The organism is Allobosea sp. Root483D1, from assembly GCF_001429505.1.
In the GTDB taxonomy this organism is placed as follows: domain Bacteria; phylum Pseudomonadota; class Alphaproteobacteria; order Rhizobiales; family Beijerinckiaceae; genus Allobosea.
On sequence record NZ_LMJW01000004.1, the window covers coordinates 326,023 to 345,061 of the forward strand.

The 19,039-nt window shown below is 67.9% G+C and carries 20 protein-coding genes and 1 pseudogene; 14 read left to right on the forward strand and 7 right to left on the reverse strand.

The annotated features are described in order from the left end of the window. Positions 1–46: 46 nt before the first annotated feature. The 4 genes and pseudogenes from ASE66_RS08565 to ASE66_RS08580 all read right to left on the reverse strand — a co-directional run bounded on the left by ASE66_RS08565 (position 47) and on the right by ASE66_RS08580 (position 2,934). Positions 47–511 (reverse strand): NUDIX hydrolase, encoded by a 465-nt coding sequence (locus tag ASE66_RS08565; protein WP_057189196.1) that lies wholly within the window; start codon positions 509–511, stop codon positions 47–49. A gap of 302 nt (positions 512–813) precedes the next feature. Next, positions 814–1,074, reverse strand: a pseudogene (locus tag ASE66_RS08570) (c-type cytochrome); the annotation flags it as partial. Between the two features lie 81 nt (positions 1,075–1,155). Beyond that, positions 1,156–2,028: an alpha/beta fold hydrolase gene (locus tag ASE66_RS08575; RefSeq protein ID WP_082613286.1), complete on the reverse strand. Its 873-nt coding sequence runs from the start codon at positions 2,026–2,028 to the stop codon at positions 1,156–1,158. A gap of 318 nt (positions 2,029–2,346) precedes the next feature. Beyond that, positions 2,347–2,934 carry a helix-turn-helix domain-containing protein gene (locus ASE66_RS08580; protein ID WP_057189198.1) on the reverse strand — a complete coding sequence of 196 codons (588 nt, stop codon included), beginning with the start codon at positions 2,932–2,934 and terminating at the stop codon, positions 2,347–2,349. A gap of 137 nt (positions 2,935–3,071) precedes the next feature. On the opposite strand from ASE66_RS08580, the gene ASE66_RS08585 reads away from it, so the two are divergent. The 14 genes from ASE66_RS08585 (at position 3,072) to ASE66_RS08650 (ending at position 16,638) form a co-directional block, all read left to right on the forward strand. After that, a complete protein-coding gene (locus ASE66_RS08585) occupies positions 3,072–3,827 on the forward strand; it encodes an ABC transporter substrate-binding protein (protein WP_057189199.1) in 756 nt (251 codons plus the stop codon). An 87-nt stretch (positions 3,828–3,914) separates the two neighbouring features. Then, positions 3,915–4,577: an amino acid ABC transporter permease gene (locus ASE66_RS08590; protein WP_057189200.1), complete on the forward strand. Its 663-nt coding sequence runs from the start codon at positions 3,915–3,917 to the stop codon at positions 4,575–4,577. Beyond that, entirely contained in the window at positions 4,574–5,305 is a 732-nt protein-coding gene (locus tag ASE66_RS08595; RefSeq protein ID WP_057189201.1) for an amino acid ABC transporter ATP-binding protein, read from the forward strand. Before ASE66_RS08590 ends, ASE66_RS08595 begins: the two co-directional genes overlap by 4 nt. Positions 5,306–5,317: 12 nt before the next feature. Next, positions 5,318–6,619 (forward strand): NAD(P)/FAD-dependent oxidoreductase, encoded by a 1,302-nt coding sequence (locus ASE66_RS08600; RefSeq protein WP_057189202.1) that lies wholly within the window; start codon positions 5,318–5,320, stop codon positions 6,617–6,619. A gap of 203 nt (positions 6,620–6,822) precedes the next feature. Beyond that, positions 6,823–8,367 (forward strand): xylulokinase, encoded by a 1,545-nt coding sequence (locus ASE66_RS08605; protein ID WP_082613287.1) that lies wholly within the window; start codon positions 6,823–6,825, stop codon positions 8,365–8,367. A gap of 121 nt (positions 8,368–8,488) precedes the next feature. Then, complete coding sequence (locus ASE66_RS08610; RefSeq protein ID WP_057189203.1) at positions 8,489–9,268, forward strand: SDR family NAD(P)-dependent oxidoreductase; 780 nt, start codon at positions 8,489–8,491, stop codon at positions 9,266–9,268. 2 nt (positions 9,269–9,270) lie between these two features. Continuing rightward, entirely contained in the window at positions 9,271–10,212 is a 942-nt protein-coding gene (locus ASE66_RS08615; protein ID WP_057189204.1) for an ABC transporter permease, read from the forward strand. A gap of 33 nt (positions 10,213–10,245) precedes the next feature. Next, positions 10,246–11,187 carry a sugar ABC transporter substrate-binding protein gene (locus tag ASE66_RS08620; RefSeq protein ID WP_057189205.1) on the forward strand — a complete coding sequence of 314 codons (942 nt, stop codon included), beginning with the start codon at positions 10,246–10,248 and terminating at the stop codon, positions 11,185–11,187. Positions 11,188–11,295: 108 nt separating this feature from the next. Beyond that, a complete protein-coding gene (locus ASE66_RS08625) occupies positions 11,296–12,054 on the forward strand; it encodes an ATP-binding cassette domain-containing protein (protein WP_057189206.1) in 759 nt (252 codons plus the stop codon). A gap of 1 nt (position 12,055) precedes the next feature. Next, entirely contained in the window at positions 12,056–12,985 is a 930-nt protein-coding gene (locus ASE66_RS08630; RefSeq protein ID WP_057189207.1) for a nucleoside hydrolase, read from the forward strand. A gap of 12 nt (positions 12,986–12,997) precedes the next feature. After that, on the forward strand, positions 12,998–13,519 hold the full coding sequence (locus tag ASE66_RS32460; RefSeq protein ID WP_057189208.1) for a hypothetical protein: 522 nt from the start codon (positions 12,998–13,000) through the stop codon (positions 13,517–13,519). A 10-nt stretch (positions 13,520–13,529) separates the two neighbouring features. Continuing rightward, positions 13,530–14,378 carry a GNAT family N-acetyltransferase gene (locus ASE66_RS08640; RefSeq protein WP_057189209.1) on the forward strand — a complete coding sequence of 283 codons (849 nt, stop codon included), beginning with the start codon at positions 13,530–13,532 and terminating at the stop codon, positions 14,376–14,378. 108 nt (positions 14,379–14,486) lie between these two features. After that, a complete protein-coding gene (locus tag ASE66_RS08645) occupies positions 14,487–15,254 on the forward strand; it encodes an SDR family NAD(P)-dependent oxidoreductase (protein WP_082613302.1) in 768 nt (255 codons plus the stop codon). Between the two features lie 85 nt (positions 15,255–15,339). After that, a complete protein-coding gene (locus ASE66_RS08650) occupies positions 15,340–16,638 on the forward strand; it encodes an alpha/beta hydrolase (protein ID WP_082613290.1) in 1,299 nt (432 codons plus the stop codon). Positions 16,639–16,647: 9 nt separating this feature from the next. Here the strand turns inward: ASE66_RS08650 and ASE66_RS08655 are convergent, their stop codons facing one another. From ASE66_RS08655 to exbB, 3 genes are read right to left on the reverse strand one after another with little or no spacing between them, the layout of a single operon-like run. After that, on the reverse strand, positions 16,648–17,508 hold the full coding sequence (locus tag ASE66_RS08655) for an energy transducer TonB (protein WP_057189211.1): 861 nt from the start codon (positions 17,506–17,508) through the stop codon (positions 16,648–16,650). Further along, a complete protein-coding gene (gene exbD / locus ASE66_RS08660) occupies positions 17,505–17,957 on the reverse strand; it encodes a TonB system transport protein ExbD (protein ID WP_057189212.1) in 453 nt (150 codons plus the stop codon). Before exbD ends, ASE66_RS08655 begins: the two co-directional genes overlap by 4 nt. Before the next feature lie 3 nt (positions 17,958–17,960). Beyond that, a complete protein-coding gene (gene exbB, locus ASE66_RS08665; protein WP_082613291.1) occupies positions 17,961–19,007 on the reverse strand; it encodes a tonB-system energizer ExbB in 1,047 nt (348 codons plus the stop codon). Positions 19,008–19,039: the final 32 nt, after the last annotated feature.

Below are 19,039 nucleotides of genomic sequence, written 5' to 3' on the forward strand. Positions count from 1 at the left end.
TTTTCTGTCGGTCCGCGATGGTTGGCGGATTCGGAAGAGTGCGGTCTCAGGCCTTGTCGAGCTTCAGGCCGCGCAGGATCGCGCCGAGCGCCGGTTCATCGACGAGATCGGCTGCATCCGCCTGGGTGAACCATTGACTGCGGCGCTGGTCCTGCTCGGGCCAGCTCGGGAGCTGGTCCTTCACTGCGAGCAGATAGAGCCTGACCTTGCACAGCACGAAGTCGCGCGTACGCCGCTTCCAGTAGGTGTAGCGGCCGACCGGCTTCTTGGTGACGTCGCCGACGAGCCCGGCTTCCTCCATGGCTTCGCGCGCGGCGGCTTCATGACCTTTCAGCCCGCGGATCGGCCAGCCTTTCGGCACGATCCAGCGCTGCGTCTCGCGCGTCGTCACCAGCATGATCTCGACAGCACCGTCCGGCCGGTGCCGATACGGGATCGCGCCGATCTGAACCTTCGGCTCGCCCGCCCGCTTCGCGGCGCCCGCCTTTGCTGCCCTTGCCGACTTCCCCATGCGCCCTCCGGCGGCAGCATATGGTGATTCGGGGGGCTGCCCGCCAGTCAAATTTGTAGCCGGCAATGCTTTCCGGCGAAGCACGCTGAAGCCCAGCCCACGCGTCGATCCCGCGTGAGCCGCTGCTTTTTTCCGCGTCGTCGAGGTGGTGGTGAGCCGGGCTGTTGCGGGTGCCCCCAGCACCGTTCAGCCGGCGGCCCCCGTCAGAATCCCGATACGATCGGCCCGGCGGCCGGTCTCAGAGCTTCTTGCCGTCCTTGCCGAACTGCTTGAGGAAGGCGGTGAGATCCACGATTTCCTTNGGTCTCGTCCCAGGTGATGTTGGCGCCCTTGTTGGCCGTGGAATAGCTGTAGCCCTCGACTTCGCCGGTGTGCCGGCCGAACAGGCCGTTGAGCTGCGGGCCGACCAGGTTCTTGGCGCCCTCACCGACCTGGTGGCAGGCGCGGCACTTGTTCCAGGAGCGCTCGCCGGCGGAGACGTCCTGCGCCGAGGCGGGGGAGGCGGCAATCGCGGCGAGGGCAAGTAGGGTGGCGCTGGCGATCAGTCTCGTTGGCAGGCACATGGGGCCGTCTCTCCTCAGCTTAGACTCCTTCTGAGATAGCGCAGCCTGCTCCTTTGAATACAGGGCAGTTCGTCGCGGCTGTTACAGCGCCCCGACCCATTCGGCGATATTGGCGGTGAAGGCGTCGGGGCGGGAGATCGGGAAGAAGTGCCCGCCCGAATCGAGCAGTGTCTTGCGGGCGCCTGGCATGGCCGCCGCGAGTTCCTCCTGCAGGAAGGCGGGCACGATCAGATCGTCGCGCGCACCGAGGATCAGCGTCGGCAGTTCGATCTCGCCGGCCCAGCCCGAGGCATCGAAAGCGCGCAGCGCGTCGATGCGCTCGCGCACCACCTGCTTGGCCTCCGGGCTGTCGGGCGCGGCCGCGACCGCTGCCTCATAGACGCTCCAATGCGCCTCCAGCCAGGTCGGTGGGTAGGCCATCAGCGCTGCCGTCGCCGCATAGGCGCGCGGATGCTGGTCGAGGATGGCGAGGCGGGTCTCGAACAGGGCGGTCATATAGCGGTTCTGCTTCAGCCAGCTGCCGCTGACGATCAGCCCGTCGAGCCGCTCCGGCGCCTGCCGCGCCAGCGACAGGCCGATGCAGCCGCCGGTCGAGTGGCCAAGGACGGTAGCACGTTCGATGCCGGCGGCATCGAGCACGGCGAGGCAGTCGCGCGCCAGCTGGTCGATCGTGCAGGGCGCGCTGCCGCGGTCGCTGGCGCCGATGCCACGCTGGTCGAAGCGCAGCACCTGGAAAGAGCGGGCGAGCGTCGCGGCGTTGTCGTCCCAGAAGGCGGCGCTGCCGGCGAGCCCGCTGACCAGCAGCAGCGGCCGGCCCTGGCCCTGCGACACGGCGCGCAGCATCGCCCCGTCAGCCAGCGTCACCCGAAATTCGCCATTGATCTCGGCCGGCCTGGCCGGGCCGGCGGCGGTTCCATCGGGAGCGTCGTGCTGGTGCCGTCGCGCTTGTGTCATGACTGCATATCCTCTGGCGCGGTAAGGCTGACTGGCTGTCCGGGAGGGACGGCGCGATCGTTCGGCACCGATGACGCCGGCGCCTTGATCTGGATCACACGGATGGTGTGCCGCTGCGGCCCGGATTCGGAGCCCAACGGGACGGTCTCGCTGGCGGCTTGCCCTGCCATGCCGACCTCCCTTGCGTTTCCCTGGTCAACGATCGTGCCGGGAGAAGCGCTGTGTCCAGCCGCCTTTCCTCATGGCAGCATTGGCTTAGACGCAGATCGGGCTATCAGGAAAGAGCGTTGTCATGCGTTGAGCGCATGCAGGCGCGGGCTACAGGCAGTTGACCCAGAGTACGCGGGTGACGCCGTCATGCTGATTTGCGAAGCGATGCGGGCGCGAGGACAGGAAGCGGAAGCTGTCGCCTTCGCGCATGACCCAGCTCTCGTTCTCGACGTTGAGCAGCATGGTGCCGCTGAGCACGAGGCCGGCCTCCTCGCCATTGTGGATGTAATGCTCGTCGCCCGTGCTGGCACCCGGTTCCATCTCGACGATGAAGAGATTGAGCTTGGCGCCCTCGGCTTGAGGGGTGAGCAATTGCTTGCGGATGCCGGAGCGCCAGAGCTGCAATTCGCCGCGATCCGACTGGCGGACGATGGTGGCGGTCGGGTCGACCTGCTTTTGATCGGCTGGGAAGAGCTCGGAGATCGCGACGCCGAGCGCATCGGCGACGGCGGCGAGCACTCGCAGCGTCGGTGAGGACAGGCCGCGTTCGATCTGGCTGAGGAAGCCGATCGACAGCCCGGTTCGGCTCGCAAGCTCCTCCAGCGAGAGCCGGCGCGCGCGCCTGAGCAGGCGCAGCCGCGCCCCGATCTCGCGGTCGACATGCAGGTGCGGCAGGTCGGCGGCAGGCAGGCTCATCGCGATTCCTCGTTCTCAATTCTTCATGTGCATGAAAATCGCTTGCGGGCAAGGCCGCCCTGTGCTCGTATCTTCATGCTCATGAAAATTCGAGCCGACGCCAGTCGCGGCGTACGGACATAAAGAGGGGACATCGCATGGAACGCCGGACCTTCCTGACCCTGCTGGCCGGAGGCGCCGTCGCCGCTTCCGTGACGCCGGCCGCGGCCCAGTCAGTCCTCAAGGTCGGCTCGACGCCGACCGGCATCCCCTTCACCTTCCTCGACACCAAGACCAGCACGATCGAGGGCGTGATGGTCGACCTGATCAAGGAGGTCGGCAAGGAGGCCGGCTTCAAGGTCGAGGTCGAGGGGCTGCAGTTCTCCACGCTGATCGCCGGCCTGACTACGAACAAGATCGATCTGATCGCGGCGGCCATGTACATCACCCCGGCGCGCAAGGAGGTAATCGACTTCTCCGACCCGATCTACACCTATGGCGAAGGCCTGATGGTGCCGAAGTCCGATACGAAGGACTACAAGACCATCGCCGACATGAAGGGCTACACGGTCGGGGCCCAGGTCGGCACCGCCTATGTCGAGCCGCTGCAGAAGGGCGGCGTCGTCGCCGAGGTCAAGATCTACAAGACCATTCCCGACATCCTGTCCGACGTGAACGCCGGCCGCATCCAGGCAGGCTTCGCCGATTTGCCGATCGTCGCCTACAATTTGCAGCAGGGCCTGTTCCCGCAGGTGAGGCTGGTGAAATCCTATGAGCCGATGCTCACCGGCTCGGTCGGCATCGGCGTGCGCAAGAGCGATGGCGAACTCTTGAAGAAGGTCAACACCGCGCTCGCCAAGCTCAAGGCCGATGGCAGCCTCGCCAAGATCCTCGGCAAATGGGGCCTCGATTGAGGTTGCGCCCGCCGCGCTGAAGCACGCTCCTTTTTCGCCACGAGGCGGCGCACCCGGCGCCGCTCCTTTCAGGACAGTTCGAGGCTGATGCAGACCGTCCTGCGCGATGCCGGCACCTTCCTGCCGATCCTGCTCCAGGGCCTGAAGTTCACCGTCCTGGTGACGCTCGGCTCGCTGGCAATCTCCACCGTGCTCGGCCTTGTCTGGGCGCTGATGCGCGTCTCCGGCATCGGCTGGCTCGCCTTTGTCGCGAAGACCGTCGTCAACGTACTGCGCGGCATCCCGATCCTGGTGCAGCTGTTCTATATCTACTTCGTCTTCCCCGAATTCGGCGTGGCGCTCTCGGCCTTGCAGGCCTCCATCATCGGCCTCGGCATCGCCTATTCGGCCTATCATTCCGAGAATTTCCGGGCCGGCATCGAGGCGATCGACCACGGCCAGATCGAGGCGGCCCAGTCGATCGGCATGGGCTGGTTCCTGATGATGCGCCGGGTGATCCTGCCCCAGGCGGTCAAGGTGATCCTGCCGCCCTATGGCAACATCATGATCATGATGCTGAAGGATTCCTCGCAGGCCTCGACCATCACGGTCGCCGAGCTGACCTTGCAGGGCCAGATCCTGGCGTCCTCGACCTTCAAGAACATGACGGTCTATTCGATGGTGGCGCTGCTCTACCTCTCGATGAGCCTGCCGCTGATCGCCTTCGTCAGCTGGCTCGAACGCCGCTTCGGCAAGGGAGCCAGGCGATGATCGAGCTCTCCGGCGTCACCAAGAGCTTCGGCGCCCATCAGGTGCTGAAGGGCATCACCGGAAGCGTCCAGCGCGGCGAGGTCGTCTGCCTGATCGGCCCGTCGGGCTCCGGCAAGTCGACCATCCTGCGCTGCATCAACGGGCTCGAAGCCTATGATGGCGGCTCGATCCTGATCGATGGGATGAAAGTCGACCGCGCCGACCGCTCGATCGTCGCCGTCCGCACCGCGATGGCGATGGTGTTCCAGCGCTTCAACCTGTTCCCGCACCGGACGGCGCTCGAAAACGTCGTCGAGGGGCCGATCCATGTGAAGAAGGAGCCGCGGGCGCAGGCACTCGAGCGCGGCCGCGACCTGCTCGCTCGCGTCGGCCTCGCCGATAAGCTCGGCGCCTATCCAGCCCAGCTCTCCGGCGGGCAGATGCAGCGCGTCGCCATCGCCCGCGCGCTTGCCATGCAGCCCAAGGCGATCCTGTTCGACGAGCCGACCTCGGCGCTCGATCCCGAACTGGTCGGCGAGGTGCTCGGCGTGATGAAGAGCCTCGCCGAGGATGGCATGACCATGCTGGTCGTCACCCACGAGATGGGCTTCGCCCGCGAGGTCGCCGACCGCGTACTCTTCCTCGACGGCGGTGTCATCGTCGAGGAGGGCGCTGCCCGCGAGGTGCTGAGCGCGCCGCGCAATCCGCGCACGCAGGACTTTTTGCGCCGCGTGCTCAAGCCGATCTGAGGGGATACCGACATGGCCGAGCCTTTCCCGCTGCAGCCCTCGCTTTGGCATGCGACTGCTCCCGTTGCAGCCGAGACGCCGCCGCTCGCGAGCGATGTCCGGGCCGATGTCTGCATCGTCGGCGGCGGCTATGCCGGCCTCTCGACCGCGCTGCATCTCGCCGAATCCGGCGTCTCGGTGGTGGTGCTGGAAGCGCGCGAGCCTGGCTGGGGCGCGTCGGGCCGCAATGGCGGCCAGGTCATCCCCGGCATCAAATACGATCCCTCCGAGATCGTTTCCAAATATGGGGCCGAGGCCGGCGCAGCCCTGGTTTCCTTCGTCGGCTCGACTGCCGATCTCGTCTTCGGGCTGATCGAGAAGCACGGCATGGACGTGCCGTATCGCCGCGCCGGCTGGATCCAGGGCGCGCATACGCCGGCCATGGTCGAGACGGTGAAGCGTCGTGCTGACGAATGGGCAATGCGGGGCGTCGGCGCACGCTTCCTCGATGCCGATGCGGTCGGGCGGCTGATCGGCACCGACCGCTATCTCGGCGGCTGGCTCGACCCGCGCGGCGGCGGCGTCCAGCCGCTCGCCTATGCCCGCGGCCTTGCCCGCGCCGCGCAGAAGGCGGGCGCCGCGATCCACGGCCAGAGCCCGGTGACTGACTTGCGCCGCGACGGCGGGAATTGGACTGTCCGCACCGCGCAGGGCGCCAGCGTCACCGCGCCGCGCGTGGTGATCGCGACCAATGGCTATACCGGCGACCTGATCCCGAAACTGCGCCAGACGGTGATCCGGCCGAATTCCTTCATCGTCGCGACCGAGCCGCTCTCCGACAATCTCGCCGGCACGATCCTGCCCGAGGGACAGGTGACCTCCGACACCCGCCAGCTCCTGCTCTATTTCCGCAAGGACCACGGCAACCGGCTGCTGATGGGCGGGCGCGGCCCTTTCCGCGAGCCGCGCGATGCCGCCGACTGGGCCCATCTCGAACGCGTCGTCGGCAAGATGTATCCGCAGGCCAAGGGGTTGCGCTTCGATTATCGCTGGTGCGGCCGTGTCGCACTGACCCGCGATTTCCTGCCGCATCTGCACGAGCCGGAACCGGGCCTGCTCGTCGACATCGGCTGCATGGGCCGCGGCGTCGGCCTGCAGACGGCGATGGGCAAGGCGATGGCCGAATATCTCTCGACCGGCGACAGGGCGAGCCTGCCCTTCCCGGTGACGTCGATCGCGCCGCTGCCGCTGCACGCGCTGAACGAGCTGTATGTCTCGGCGATCATCGCCTGGTACCGCCTGACCGATGGCGGCATGAAGGACCGCGCCGCTTGAGGGTTCCTCCTCCGGATATCTCTCCTCAGCCCTCATCCTGAGGAGGCCCGCAGGGCCGTCTCGAAGGATGGTCCAGATGTCTCCGGAGCCTTCTGGACCATCCTTCGAGACGCAGCCTTCGGCTGCTCCTCAGGATGAGGGCTCTCAGGGTCCGGTCGTGATTGCCGCTTGACCAATGTCAGCACCTGACGCAGGGCGAGGGCATGAGCATCGTCCTCGCCTGTGACCTCGGCGGCACCTCCTTCCGCGCCGCCCTCGTCGATGACACCGGCTGCATCCAAGCCCAGCACGCCATTGCCGGGCCGGCGAGCCAAGACGATCGATCGGGCAGCTCCGAGATCGAGGCCGAGGCCTGGTGGGCCCTGCTGATTGAGGCCTGCTCCGGGCTGGCGGCGGGCGCGCCGGCGCTGTTCGAGGCGGTCGAGGCAGTCGCGATCTGCGGCGTCACCCGCACGCAGATCTTTCTCGACCGGAACGGCCGGTCCGTGCGCCCAGCCATGACGTGGAAGGATACACGTTCGAATGCGCTCGCAGCGCGTCTGCGCGAGACGCTCGATCCGGCTCATCCCGAGAGCGCCGGGATTAACGCCTTCCATCCGCTCGCCCGCCTGGCCTGGCTGCGCGAGCAGGAGCCAGAGTTTTTCGACAGGCTCGCCTGCCTGCTCGAGCCGAAAGACTATCTGAATTTCCGCCTGACCGGCCGACGGGCCAGCGACCCGGTCTCGATGGCGCGGTTGCTCGCTGTGGCAGCGTCGCATGACGGCCGCGATCTGCTGGCGGCCGCCGGCATCCCGGCGTCGATCCTCCCGGAAATGCTGGAGCCCTGGGAGGAGGTTGGCCCGATTCAGTCGGATTTGCCCGCGCCGCTCGATCGCCTCATCGGCAAGCCGGTCTTCTGCGCCTCGAACGACACCTGGGCGGCGGTGGTCGGCCTCGGCGCCATGCGCGAGGGCTATGCCTACAACATCTCCGGCACCACCGAGGTGCTCGGTGTTATCGGCCGCGAGCCGGCGCGGGCGGAAGGTTTGCTCACCGTCGACTGGCGCGGCCTGTTCCAGCTCGGTGGCCCCAGCCAGACCGGCGCCGACAGCGTTACGTGGCTGCTCGCATTGCTCGGGCGCGATGGTGCCGAGATCGGGCCGGAGATCGATGCGCTCCTCGGCCGCCCGCGCCAGTCGCAGCCGCTGCTCTTCCTGCCCTATCTCCAGGGCGAGCGCGTGCCCTATTGGGATCCGTCCTTGCGCGGCGCCCTCGTCGGGCTCAATCGCCAGCATGGCCCGACCGATCTTGCCTTTGCCGTGCTGGAGGGTGTCGCTTGCCTGAATAGGATCGTGCTCGAGCGGGCTGAGACTGCACTCGGCCGGGCTGCGACCGAAATCCGCTTCGGCGGCGGCGCTGCGGCCAATCCAGTCTGGAGCCAGGTCAAGGCCGATCTCTGTGGCAGGCCGGTCGTGGTCGCAGCCTCGAAGGAGCCGGGCCTGCTCGGCGCGGCGATCGTCGCTTTCACCGGCCTTGGCCGCTTCGTTTCGCTCGCGGAAGCGCAGGAGGCACTCGTCATCGTCGCGCGCCGCTTCGAGCCCGACCCGGCCCTCAAGCCAGCCTATGATGCGCTGTTCGCTCTGTTCCGCCGGGCCGAGGACGTGCTGGCGCCGATCTCGCGCGATCTCGTCGCCGCCGCGGAGGAGAAACGGCCGCTGGCCGACCTCGCGCGCCATGCGTCAGCGGCCGCGATCCTGCACGCCGATTGACGTTGCGGCTAAAGAGCTTGCCCCTTACCCAGATGGAACCAATCTCCGAAGAGAGGTCCATGTCGCTTCCGCGCCGCGCCGCCGCGTTTCCTGTCTCCGCCTCAGTCGGCAAGGCGGGCTGATGCCGAAGCCTGTCACCCTGATCACCGGAGCATCCGGCGGCATCGGCGGCGCGCTTGCGATGACGCTGGCCCCCGGACACCGGCTCGTGCTCTCCGGATTGGAAGCCGGCCCTCTCGTCGAGCTGGCTGATCGCCTGCAAGCTGAAGGCGCCGACGTTGCCGCCATGACCGGCGATGTCCGCGATCGCGACCTCGCCGGGGCGCTGGTGGAGCTCGCGGTCGAGCGTTTTGGCCGGCTCGACAATCTCGTCACCGGCGCCGGCGCCTCGCGGCCGGTGCCGATGGTCGAGATGGAGGACGAGGAGTGGGACAGGCTCGTCGACATCAACCTCTCTGCCGTCTTCCGCGTCTCCAAGGCCGTGTCGAAGCAGTTGATCGCGCAGGGCGAGGGCGGCGCCATCGTCCACATCTCCTCGATCGCCCATAGCAATGGTGGCGCCAATCTCGCCTATGGCTCGGCCAAGGGCGGCGTGGCGACGCTGACCTACGGCATGGCCCAGCAGCTCGGCCGCCATGGCATTCGCGTCAATGCGGTCGCGCCAGGGATCATCGACACGCCGATGGTGCGTGGCGGCTTCGCCAGGCAGTTCAATGCGCTGGTCGAAGGCGCCTCGCAGCGCACCCCGCTCGGGCGCCTCGGCCGGCCGGAGGACGTCGCCGGCGTCATCGCCTTCCTGCTCTCGCCCGCAGCAGCCTTCGTCACCGGCGCGCTGATCCCGGTCACCGGCGGCATCGAGATCCTCTCGCCGATCTCGGCGATCGCGACAGGGAACGCCTGACGATGCGCGAGATCATCGGCCGCTACGGCACCGCGCTCGCCGGACTTGCCCTGATCGTCTTCTTCGTCGTCTTCGCGCCGAACTTCGCGACGACGATGAACATCATCAACGTGCTGAAGGATACCAGCTTCCTCGCCATCCTGGCGCTCGGCTTCGCGCTCGCCTTCACCGTCGCCGAGCTCGATCTCTCGATCGCCGAGATGGCGAGCCTTGCCGCCGTGGTCTGCGGCTGGCTGGTGCAGCTTCAGTATCCGCCGCTGGTCGCGGTCCTGGCCGCCCTCTCGGTCGGCGCGCTGCTCGGAGGCCTCAACGGCTACGGCGTCACTGTGCTGCGTATCCCGTCGCTGATCATGACGCTCGGCACGGCGGCGATCGCCAAGGGCTTCGCTTTCATGATCACGCAGGGCATCGCCTTCGTCGGCCGCTGGCCGGTCAGTTTCACCGGTCTGGCGCGCGGCTACACCTTCGGCATCCCCAATCTCGTGCTCTGGCTCACGGGCGTCACCCTCTTCGCCTGGGGCCTCGTCAAATGGACCCGCACCGGCGCCCACATGGTCGCGACCGGCGAGGCCGACGAGGCTGCCAGGCTCTCCGGCATTGCCACGGCTCGGATGAAGCGCATCGGCCTGCTGCTCTCGGGTATCCTCGCCGCGATCACCGCCGTCCTGCTCGCCGCCAACCTGTCCTCGGCCGCGCCGAACATGGCGGGCGACTACCTCCTCTACGCCATTGCCGCCGTGCTGCTCGGCATGACCATGTTCGAGCCGGGCAAGCCTAACGTGCCCGGCACGGTTTTCGCGGCTTTGGTGCTGAAGGTGCTCGGCAACGGCTTGGTGCTGCTCGGCGCGCCCTATTACGTTCAGGACATCGTGCTCGGCGTCATCATCATCGGCTCGGTCGCCTTCTCGGCCAGCGTGATGAAGAAGGCGGCGTTCAAGGTCTGACAGGTCACAACGATAACGAGGGGAGAGGTTGTCATGGTCGGTTTGAAGAGGGTTGTGCTGGCGGCCGCTGCCGTCATCGGTCTCGGGCAGGGAGCGCAGGCCTTCGAGCTCGGCGTCATCGGCTTCCAGTTCTCGTCGGAGACGCATGCCCGCGTCGCCAATGCCGCCACCGCCGCCGCCAAGGCCAAGGGCTGGAACGTCACGCTGCTGAACTCGGAAGGCGCGCTGCCCAGGCACGCCGAGCAGTTCGACGCGCTGATCGCCAAGAAGGTCGACGCGATCATCATCGCCATGGGCAAGCCGGTCGAGGCCGACGCCCAGTTCAAGGCGGCCAAGGACGCCAAAATCCCGGTCATCACCGTGCAGTCGGGCTCGAGCCCGCACGCGCTCTTCGACATCCAGACCAATGAGTACAAGGTCGGCGCGGAAGCTGCGCTCTATCTGCTCGGCCAGCTCGGCTATCAGGGCAACATCGTCACCGCCCGCTTCGACCTCAACGTCGCCTCGCGCATTCGCGGCAAGCTGCTCGACAACGTGCTCTCCGAGAACCAGGGCGTGAAGGAGCTCGGCAAGTTCTCGATGGCCCGCACCCAGAGCTGGCGCGACGATGTCCGCGCCGGCATGCAGGCGCTGCTCCTGCAGAACCAGGGCAAGATCAACGGCATCTGGGCCTCGTTCGACGGTCAGGCCTACATCATCGATGACCTCCTGCAGGCGCAGGGCGTGAAGAAGGGCCAGATCCCGCTGGTCTCGGTCGATGGCGGCAAGGAGACCTATGCCCGCATCGCCGACCCGGCCTCGACCTTCATGGCCACCGTCTCGATCCCGTTCGAGGAGATGGGCAAGCAGGCGGTCGACGCCATCCAGGCGATCGTCGTCGAGAAGAAGCCGAAGGAGACCATCGCCGCTGGCCCCTATCTCTTCACCGACGCCGTGCTGGTCGACAAGAACAACGTCCAGCAGTTCCTGAAGTGAGCATTTGCCGTCATGCTCGGGCGTAGACCCGAGCATCTCTTTCCGGAGATTCTCGGCTCTGCGCTTCGCTCCGGCCGAGAATGACGCTCTGCATCGAATGATTGCGCCATGACCACACCCATCCTCTCCCTCCGCGGCATCGGCAAGAGCTACGGCCCGGTCGTGGCGGTGCGCGAGGTCGATCTCGACATCTTTGCCGGCGAGGTCGTCGCCATCTGCGGCGACAACGGCGCCGGCAAGTCGAGTCTGATCAAGGTGGTCTCCGGCGCCGAGGAGGCGACCTCGGGCAGCCTCAGCATGCGCGGCAAGGAGGTCGTCTTCGCCTCGCCGCATGATGCGCTGAGTCATGGCGTCGCGACGATCTATCAGGATCTCGCGCTCGCGCCGCGCCTCTCGATCGCCCAGAACGTCTTCATGGGCTCCGAGTTGACGAAGCCTGTCCTGCTGCCCTTCCTGCGCGTGCTCGACAAGAAGAAGATGGCGCAGGAAGCGCGCGGCTTCCTCAAGCAGCTCTCGGTCACGGTCGAGGATATGGACCGGCCGGTCGAGCGGCTCTCGGGCGGCCAGCGCCAGGCGGTCGCGATCTCGCGCGCCCTGCGCTGGAAGGCCGAGATCATTATTATGGACGAGCCAACGGCGGCGCTCGGCGTCAAGGAGACGGCGCTCGTTCTCGAGCTGATCCGCAAGCTCAAGGCGGACGGGCGCACCGTCCTGCTGATCAGCCACAATATGCGCGACGTGGTCGCGCTCGCCGACCGGGTGGTGATCATGGGCGCCGGCCGGAAGTATGTCGATCGGCCGCTCGGCGACCTCACCGCCGACGATCTCAGCCACATGATCATGGCCGGCAACGCCAGGGCAGCCTGAGATGACCAGCGAGACGATCGTCATCGATACCGATCCGGGCCAGGACGACGCCGTCGCCCTGCTGCTCGCCTTCGCCAGCCGGGAACTCGACCTCAAGGCGATCACTACCGTCGCCGGCAATGTCCCGCTCGCGCTGACCACCGCCAACGCGCTGCGTATCCGCGAGCTCGCCGGCCGCGAGGACGTGCCGGTCCATGCCGGGGCCGATAGGCCACTGATCTTCCCGCTCTCGACCGCCGAATTCGTCTGCGGGCCCGATGGCCTCGCCGGTGCCGACCTGCCGCCGCCGCGCTGCAAGGCCGAGGCCGGCCATGCCGTCGAGGCGCTGATCGCCATCTTGCGTGCCGCGCCGGACGACAGCGTCACGCTCTGCCCGCTGGGACCGCTGACCAATCTCGCGCTCGCCTTCCGGTTGGCGCCGGACGTGCTTGGTAAGGTGAAGCGCATCGCGCTAATGGGTGGCGCCTTGGCGCTCGGCAACATCACGCCTGCCGCCGAATTCAACGTCCATGTCGACCCGCACGCGGCTGCGATCGTCTTCGGTTGCGGCCGCCCGATCGTGATGTTCGGCTTGGGCGTCACCCATCAGGCGATCGCCTCGCATGAACAGGTCGCGCGCCTGCTCACTTTCGGCAATGCGGCGGGCAAAGCGGTGCACAGCATGCTGACCCGCCCACGTCCCGGCGGCCTTGGCACAGCCGGTCATCCCATGCACGATCCGTGCGTGATTGCTTTCCTGCTCTGGCCGGAACTCTTTTCCGGCCGCGACTGTTTCGTCGAGGTCGAGACCGGTGACGGTCCCTTGCGGGGCCGCACCACCATCGACTGGAACGGCCGGCTCAAGCAGCCGGCCAATGCGTTTGTCGTGGCCAGCGTCGAGGCCGAAGCGTTGTTCGAGCATATGTTCGCTCGGCTGGCGACGCTGCCCTGAGCGGAGAAGGATATGGCCCATTTCGTCGAGGAGCTGCAGCGCGAGGCCGAGCGCGCGATTCTGGCGATGCAGACCGCCGCGCTCGCCGCCCGACAGCTCCACGCCCGTGCCGAACTGATGCGCCATATGCTGACCACGGCCCGCAAGGTCGCCGGCAAGCCGAAGGCCGAGGCGGTCGAGACGGTGGTGCGCGAATGGATGGATGCCTGGAACCTCGGCCGGCAGGACTGGCCGCATATCGCGCGCGAGATGGAGGCCTTCACCACCGCCTTCCATGATTATGCGAATGAGCCCGGTGACGGCAACGACGCCGCGCTCCGCCGCGCCTGCGATGCGCTCGACGCGGTCCTTGCCCGCGAGAACACCTCGATCAGCGACCAGATGGCTTTCCGCTCGCAATGCGCCCATCGCTGGTGGGAGCTGGTCGTGCCGGTGCCATCAGATCTGCCGGACGCGAAGCCGCGTCCCTCGGTGCCGCCTCTCGATGGTGAGGCGCCATTCTGGCAGTCCGGCTGCGCCGGATTCTGCCGCTGAGGGCCGGCCGATGCAGTCGCTCGAGTTCACGCTTCGCCCGGCCAGCCTCTCGGATGCCGACGCCTGCCAGAAGTTGTCGGCCGCGGTCGGCTGGCCGCATCGACGCGAGGATTGGGAGTTCGCGCTTTCGCTCGGCCAGGGCTTCGTCCTGTCGCGTGAATCGGACGTCGTCGGCGTCGGGCTCAGCTGGGGTTTTGGTGCGACCCACGCCACCCTCGGCACGATCATCGTCGCCCCCGACCGGCAAGGCCAGGGCATCGGCAAGCTGCTGACGGAGCGGCTGATAGCGGTGACGGAAGGGCGGACGCTCGGGCTCGTCGCCACACCGCAGGGCGAGCCGCTCTACGCCAGATACGGCTTCATCGCCATCGACGAGGTCCGTCAGCACCAGGGCGGTTGGCCGGAGCTGGCAGTGCCCGTCCTCGCAGCGAACGAGGTCATGCGTCCGGCCGCCATGGCCGACCTGCCGCTGCTGGCGCAACTCGACGGCGAGGCGACGGGACTGCCGCGCGCGCCGGTCCTCGAGGCCTTGCTGGCGCGCGGCCATGCGATCCTGATCGAGCGCGCTAGCGCGCCGGCCGGCTTCGGCTTCCTGCGCCGGCATGGCCACGGCTGGCTGATCGGCCCGGTCGCGGCTGTCGACGATGCCGCCGCCTGCAATCTGATCGCGGCGCTGCTCGCCGCCCGCCGTGGCGATTTCGTCCGCATCGACGTGCCGGCCCGCACCGGCCTCGGCGCCTGGTTGAGCGAGCGCGGCCTGCCGCTCGTCGCGTCCGGCGTCGTGATGGCGCGTGGCGCGGCGCCGATCGCTCCCGGCCCGGCGCATCGCTTCGCCCTCGTCAACCAGGCGATGGGCTGAACCTTCCCTGGCGAATGGCGGGGTTGCCGAACCGGCGCTGGCGGTTCCGCTTCGCGTCGCGCAAGATCGTTCCTGAAACGATTTAAGCCTGCATCCACGGGAGGAATGATGCTCGAAGATCTCAAGGGGCTGCGCGCCCTCGTCACCGGCTCCAGCACCGGCATCGGCGCTGGCGTGGCCAAGGCCTATGCGGCGCATGGCATGCGCGTTGTGGTGCACTACAAGTCGAGCGAGGCGCAGGCCAACGCCGTCGCTGCCGAGATCAGGGGAGCCGGCGGTGAGGCCCATGTGCTGCAGGCCGATGTCGCCGACAGCGCGCAGGCGGTCGATCTCGTGAACAAAGCGGCCGACAAGCTCGGTGGGCTCGATGTCCTCGTCAACAATGCTGGTGCGCTGGTGAAGCGCACGCCGATCGCGGAGATCGAGGACGAGTTCTTCGACGCCGTCCTCGATCTCAATGTCCGCTCGGTGGTGATGGCCTCGAAGGCGGCGCTGCCCTATCTCAAGACGTCTGGCAGCAAGGCGAGCGTGATCAATCTGAGCTCGATCGCCGCGCGCAATGGCGGCGGCCCGGGCTCCTCGCTCTATGCAAGCTCCAAGGCCTTCGTGCTCAATCTGACCCGCGGCATGGCCAAGGAGTTCGTGCCCTTCGGCATCCGGGTCAACGGCGTCTCGCCCGGCGTGATCATGACGCCGTTCCATGAGCGCTATTCGACAGCCGAGCAGATCGAGGCGATGCGCAAGACCGTGCCGATGGAGCGTGTCGGCACGCCGCAGGACAATGTCGGCGTCTTCCTCTTTCTCGCCAGCCCGGCGATGAGCGGCTACATCACCGGCCAGACCATCGAGGTCAATGGCGGCCAGTACATGGTCTGACCGCCACTGTGGCTTTGGTGTCCTTGACGGGGAAGGCGGCGCGCCAGCATGGTCTGGACGCCGCGCCAACCTCGGGTAGCTCGTGATGCCGATCCGCCGCAAAGACCTGCCGATGCCGGCTGCCCGACGGGTCGTCGCGGCCGCAATCGCGGCGGTTTTCATCGCCGGCTGTGCTGGCGACGTGAAAGGCGTGCTCGTGCCTGTCACCGCGACGGCGCCGGGCACCAGCAAGGTCACCATGCTGGTGGCGACGACACGCGCGGCCGATCCCGATGCCGGCGTTCTCTATTCTGGCGAGCGCGGCAAGCCGTCCTTTGCCGAGATCACGATCTCGCTCCCGCCGGACAGCCGCCGCAAGATCGGCGAAGTGCAGTGGCCGAGCCGGCTGCCGGGCAATCCCGAGACCGATTTCGTGACGCTCAAGGTCGACAAGCTCGATGCCAGGACCGGGCTGGCGCGGCTGCATGAGCGGGTGTCGCGGGTGCCGAAGCGCCGCGTCATGGTCTTCGTCCACGGCTTCAACAACCGCTTCGAGGATGCAGTCTACCGCTTCGCCCAGATCGTCCACGATTCCGGTGCCGAAGTCGTGCCGGTGCTGTTCACCTGGCCTTCGCGCGGCTCGCTCTTCGCCTATGGTTACGATCGCGAAAGCGCGACCTATTCGCGCAACGCGCTGGAGGAACTGCTGCAGGCTCTGGCGCGCGATCCGGCTGTCGGCGAGGTCTCGCTTCTGGCCCACTCGATGGGCAACTGGGCCGCGCTCGAGGCCTTGACCCAGATGGCGGTGCGCAATCGCGGCATTCCGCCGAAGATCGCCAATGTCATGCTCGCCTCGCCCGATGTCGATGCCGACGTCTTCCGCACCCAGATCGCGGAAATGACGGGGCGGCGGCCAAAGTTCACCCTCTTCGTCTCGCAGGATGATCGCGCGCTCGCGGTCTCGCGCCGGGTCTGGGGCAACAAGGATCGCCTCGGCGCCGTCGATCCTGATGTCGAGCCCTACAAGAGCGAGTTCGAGGCGGACAAGATCACGGTCCTGAACCTGACCAAGCTGCGCACCGGCGACAAGCTCAACCACGGCAAGTTCGCCGAGAGCCCCGAGGTGGTGAAGCTGATCGGAACGCGCCTCGTCGATGGCCAACCGATCACGGATTCCCGCGTCGGGCTGGGCGAGCGGCTGATCGAGGTCACCGGCAGCGCGGCGGCTGCGGTCGGCACCGCCGCCGGTATCGTCGTCACCGCCCCGCTTGCCGTGGTCGATCCGAACGCACGCCGCCACCTGGGCGACCGGGTCGAGCATCTCGGCAACAACATTCACGATACTGGCGCGGCGGTCGGAGACACCGTGACCACGCCCTTCCAGAACCCGAGCATCCCGCGCTGAGCTGAAGCCTTACCGGCTGAAGCGCACCGGCACCGAGAGCGAGATCGCCCCGCCTCCGCCGACCCCTGCGGGCGGCGCCGGAACCGGGCTGGCGCGGCGGACCATCGCTGCCGCCTCGGCATCCAGCGCGGAATCGCCAGAGGAGCCGACGACGCGCGAGGACAGCACATTGCCGCTGCGGTCGATCGCGAAGGCGATCTGGACCGTGCCCGGGCTCGCGCCGGACGGGAAGCGCTTGTAGCGATTGAGATGCGCGATCAGTGAGCCGCGCCAGGACGCCGTCGAGACCGTCGGCTGGCTGGCCGTGCCCTGTGCGGCGCTGGTAGGCGCCGAGGCGCGCTGCTCCGACGGCTTCGGCGCCACGGCCTCCTTGGCCCGCTGCTCGACCGGCTTGCGCTCGACGACCTTGGGCTTCGGCTTGGGCTTCTCGACGATCTTCGGCTTCGGCTCCGGCTTCTTCTCCACCGGCTTCAACTCGGGCGGAGGCGGCAGCAGCACGGCGTCGAGCCTCGGGATCTGCGGCAGCTCGGGCAGCTTGATCTCCGGCTGCTCGACCGGCGTCGGCTCGGGAAGCGGTTCCGGCTCGGGCTCGGGTGGAGGAGGCTCCTCCTTGACCGGCTCGGGCGGCGGCGGTTCCGGCTCGGCCCGTTCCTGCGCGACCGGCAGGTTCTCAGGCGGTGCCTCGGGTGCGACCGAGAGCGCGGCGAGCTCGATCATCACCGCCGGCTCAGGCGCGCCGGCTGCGGCTTCCGTCGGGCGCCAGTTCACGCCGACCCAGGCGAGTCCGCCATGAAGGGACGCGACGGTCAGTGCCGCTGCGCCCCAGCGCAGAGCGGCGAGCCAGCGGCGGTCGGGCGCGGTCGCGATCACGGCTTGCCTGCTCCCTGTGCCACGCCCTGGCCGGTGTCCTCGAGGCCGACCAGCGCGATCTTGAGATAGCCGGCCTGGCGCAGCTTGTTCATCACTTCCATCAGCTCGCGATAGGCCACCGCCCCGTCGGCGCGCAGGAAGATGCGCTGCTCGCGGTCATTGCTGGTCTGCTGGTCGAGCGTGGCCTGCAATTGCTCGCGCGGCACCGTGTCGTTGCCGAGGGCGAGCGAGAGGTCCTGCTTGACGGTCAGGAAGATCGGCTTGTCGGGTCGCGGCTGCGTCTGCGCGTTCGAGACCGGCAGGTCGACCGCGACATCGACCGTCGAGAGCGGGGCCGCGACCATGAAGATGATCAGCAGCACCAGGATCACGTCGATGAACGGCGTGACGTTGATCTCGCTGACCTCGCCGAGATCGCTGTCCTGCGGTTCCTTGAGCGAGATGGCCATGGCTTACTCCGCCGGCACGCGCGGCATGGCAGCCGGCTGGGCCGGGACAGCGTGCAGGTTGGCGCGGACCTGCTGGGCCGCCTGGCGGCGCGTCCGTTCGAGGTCGCGCGAGAGATGGCGCAACACCTCGCCGGAGGCGTCCGAGAGCGTGGCGCGGTAGCCGGAGATGGCACGCGCGAAGACGTTGTAGATAATCACGGCCGGGATCGCTGCGACGAGGCCGATCGCGGTCGCCAGCAGCGCCTCGGCGATGCCGGGGGCGACGACGGCGAGGTTGGTCGTCTTCGACTGGCTGATGCCGATGAACGAGTTCATGATGCCCCAGACCGTGCCGAACAGGCCGACGAAGGGGGCAGTCGAGCCGATGGTGGCGAGCAGGCCGGTGCCGCGCGCCATGCTGCGGCCGGCGCGAGCCTCGATCCGCGACAGCGCGATCGCGGCGCGCTCCTTGATGCCGTTCTCGCCGAGATCGCTGGAGCGCTCGCGCTCGCTCTGGGCAGCCCCGACCAGTTCGGCCACGGTGCCGCGCGCCCGCCCCTTGCGCCCGGTGATCGCCTGCGCCGCCTCGTCCAGGCTGACGGCCTCTTCGAGGCGCCGCACCGCCCGGCCTGCCCGGGCCTTGGCCGCGGCGAGTTCGAGCGCCTTGGCCAGCCAGATCGTCCAGGTCACGAGCGAGGCGAAGGCGAGGCCGAGCATCACCGCCTTCACGACGATGTCGGCCGCCATGAACATGCCCCAGGGCGACAGGTCATGCGGCAGGGTCGCCTGCGCCGTGACAGGTGCCGGCGTCGGGCTGGGAGCGGGGGCCGGAATGGTCGCGGGCACATCTGTCGGCGCTGGGGCGGCCGGGGCGACCTGGCCGGTGGGAGCAGGAGCCGCCGGCGCGGCAGCATTCGGCGCCGGCACAGCTCCGCCATGGGCGCCGGAAGGGCTTTGCTGGCGAGCGGGCGCGGTTTCGGTCGGCGCGGTTTGGGCGAGGCCGATCGAGCTCGTCATCGGGGTGACGGCGAGGCTCGCCGCGAACAGGATTGTACCGATCAAACGCTGCATCGACTCGAATCCATGGTCTTGCGGCGCTCCTC

Coding starts and splice junctions, on each gene's coding strand:
- ASE66_RS08605 (WP_082613287.1), top strand. CDS start 6,823: ATGAGCATCGTCCTCGCCTGTGACCTCGGCGGCACCTCCTTCCGCGCC.
- ASE66_RS32460 (WP_057189208.1), top strand. CDS start 12,998: ATGGCCCATTTCGTCGAGGAGCTGCAGCGCGAGGCCGAGCGCGCGATT.
- ASE66_RS08640 (WP_057189209.1), top strand. CDS start 13,530: ATGCAGTCGCTCGAGTTCACGCTTCGCCCGGCCAGCCTCTCGGATGCC.
- exbB (WP_082613291.1), bottom strand. CDS start 19,007: ATGCAGCGTTTGATCGGTACAATCCTGTTCGCGGCGAGCCTCGCCGTC.
- ASE66_RS08620 (WP_057189205.1), top strand. CDS start 10,246: ATGGTCGGTTTGAAGAGGGTTGTGCTGGCGGCCGCTGCCGTCATCGGT.
- ASE66_RS08600 (WP_057189202.1), top strand. CDS start 5,318: ATGGCCGAGCCTTTCCCGCTGCAGCCCTCGCTTTGGCATGCGACTGCT.
- ASE66_RS08645 (WP_082613302.1), top strand. CDS start 14,487: ATGCTCGAAGATCTCAAGGGGCTGCGCGCCCTCGTCACCGGCTCCAGC.
- ASE66_RS08590 (WP_057189200.1), top strand. CDS start 3,915: ATGCAGACCGTCCTGCGCGATGCCGGCACCTTCCTGCCGATCCTGCTC.
- ASE66_RS08630 (WP_057189207.1), top strand. CDS start 12,056: ATGACCAGCGAGACGATCGTCATCGATACCGATCCGGGCCAGGACGAC.
- ASE66_RS08610 (WP_057189203.1), top strand. CDS start 8,489: ATGCCGAAGCCTGTCACCCTGATCACCGGAGCATCCGGCGGCATCGGC.
- ASE66_RS08565 (WP_057189196.1), bottom strand. CDS start 511: ATGGGGAAGTCGGCAAGGGCAGCAAAGGCGGGCGCCGCGAAGCGGGCG.
- ASE66_RS08580 (WP_057189198.1), bottom strand. CDS start 2,934: ATGAGCCTGCCTGCCGCCGACCTGCCGCACCTGCATGTCGACCGCGAG.
- ASE66_RS08595 (WP_057189201.1), top strand. CDS start 4,574: ATGATCGAGCTCTCCGGCGTCACCAAGAGCTTCGGCGCCCATCAGGTG.
- ASE66_RS08625 (WP_057189206.1), top strand. CDS start 11,296: ATGACCACACCCATCCTCTCCCTCCGCGGCATCGGCAAGAGCTACGGC.
- ASE66_RS08615 (WP_057189204.1), top strand. CDS start 9,271: ATGCGCGAGATCATCGGCCGCTACGGCACCGCGCTCGCCGGACTTGCC.
- ASE66_RS08650 (WP_082613290.1), top strand. CDS start 15,340: ATGCCGATCCGCCGCAAAGACCTGCCGATGCCGGCTGCCCGACGGGTC.
- exbD (WP_057189212.1), bottom strand. CDS start 17,957: ATGGCCATCTCGCTCAAGGAACCGCAGGACAGCGATCTCGGCGAGGTC.
- ASE66_RS08585 (WP_057189199.1), top strand. CDS start 3,072: ATGGAACGCCGGACCTTCCTGACCCTGCTGGCCGGAGGCGCCGTCGCC.
- ASE66_RS08575 (WP_082613286.1), bottom strand. CDS start 2,028: ATGACACAAGCGCGACGGCACCAGCACGACGCTCCCGATGGAACCGCC.